The sequence below is a fragment of the Bradyrhizobium sp. 2TAF36 genome, from assembly GCF_052114925.1.
Lineage (GTDB): Bacteria > Pseudomonadota > Alphaproteobacteria > Rhizobiales > Xanthobacteraceae > Bradyrhizobium > Bradyrhizobium barranii.
Genome location: NZ_JBFRFR010000247.1, coordinates 1 through 877 on the forward strand (window position 1 = coordinate 1; position 877 = coordinate 877).

1 protein-coding gene is annotated in these 877 nt (G+C 57.6%); it reads left to right on the forward strand.

All coding sequences use genetic code 11. The features are described from left to right. Positions 1-347: 347 nt before the first annotated feature. On the forward strand, positions 348-722 hold the full coding sequence (locus AB4Z51_RS45015) for a hypothetical protein (protein ID WP_441499779.1): 375 nt from the start codon (positions 348-350) through the stop codon (positions 720-722). Positions 723-877: the final 155 nt, after the last annotated feature.

The following is an 877-nucleotide window of genomic DNA, read 5'->3' on the forward strand; positions in this document are numbered from 1 at the left end:
CGGACCGGGATCGGTGCCGCCGTGACCCGGTCGCTGACCGGGATCGGTGCCGCCGTGACCCGGTCGCTGTGGCTGAGGAATCGCGCCGCCCGCGGTTTGCGCGTGCGCCAGCCCAACGCTCGTTAGAAGACCTCCGGTAGCTGTCGCTGCCAACATATGGCGACGAGAAATGGAATCCATGCTCGGTTCTCCCATGATTCCAGGCTACAATTCTTCTGCGCACGACACCTGCGCCTGACGTCTCCGAGCGTCGTCCGTTGGAAGCGATTCACACTATCAAAGCAGTACGCTTCGATATTTCTCGTTAGCACGAGTTCCAGCGGCTTCCGGCAGGGCGAGCGCCAACATTGGCACTGTCCGCCTCGATGCTTCGACAACCGTATCGGTTTTCGAACCAGGCCGTGAACCCATACCCCCGCTGCGATCGACGAAAGACCCGGGATCACGATGCGGTGCTCTATGCTCGTACGGATGCCATCCACGATGCCTTTGGCGGACAGTTTGCTGCCTTCACTAAGGACGGCGAGGACAACAAAACGCTGTTCGCAAAGACTGGAAAATTGCYGATGCCGGTCCTGGCTATCGGTGGCGATCACTCCTTCGGCACATTGATGAACTCCGACTTGGCCGATGTCGCGAGCGCCGTCAAAGGTGCTGTCAAAACCAATGCGGGCTTTTTGCCTAATTGTCTCCAGAACTGCTTGAGGTCAGCTTTGGGTTAAAAGAAGTCCTCGGCTGAACCGATCGGGCAGGTCAGCTATGGGCCGATTTTGTTGAAAAAGTCTTCGGTTGCGTGAGCTGACATTCGCTGATTCAGTCGTTGCAAGAGGGCTGAATCATGATGGGACATCAGCGAGTTGGGCAGGCCGCATTGTTC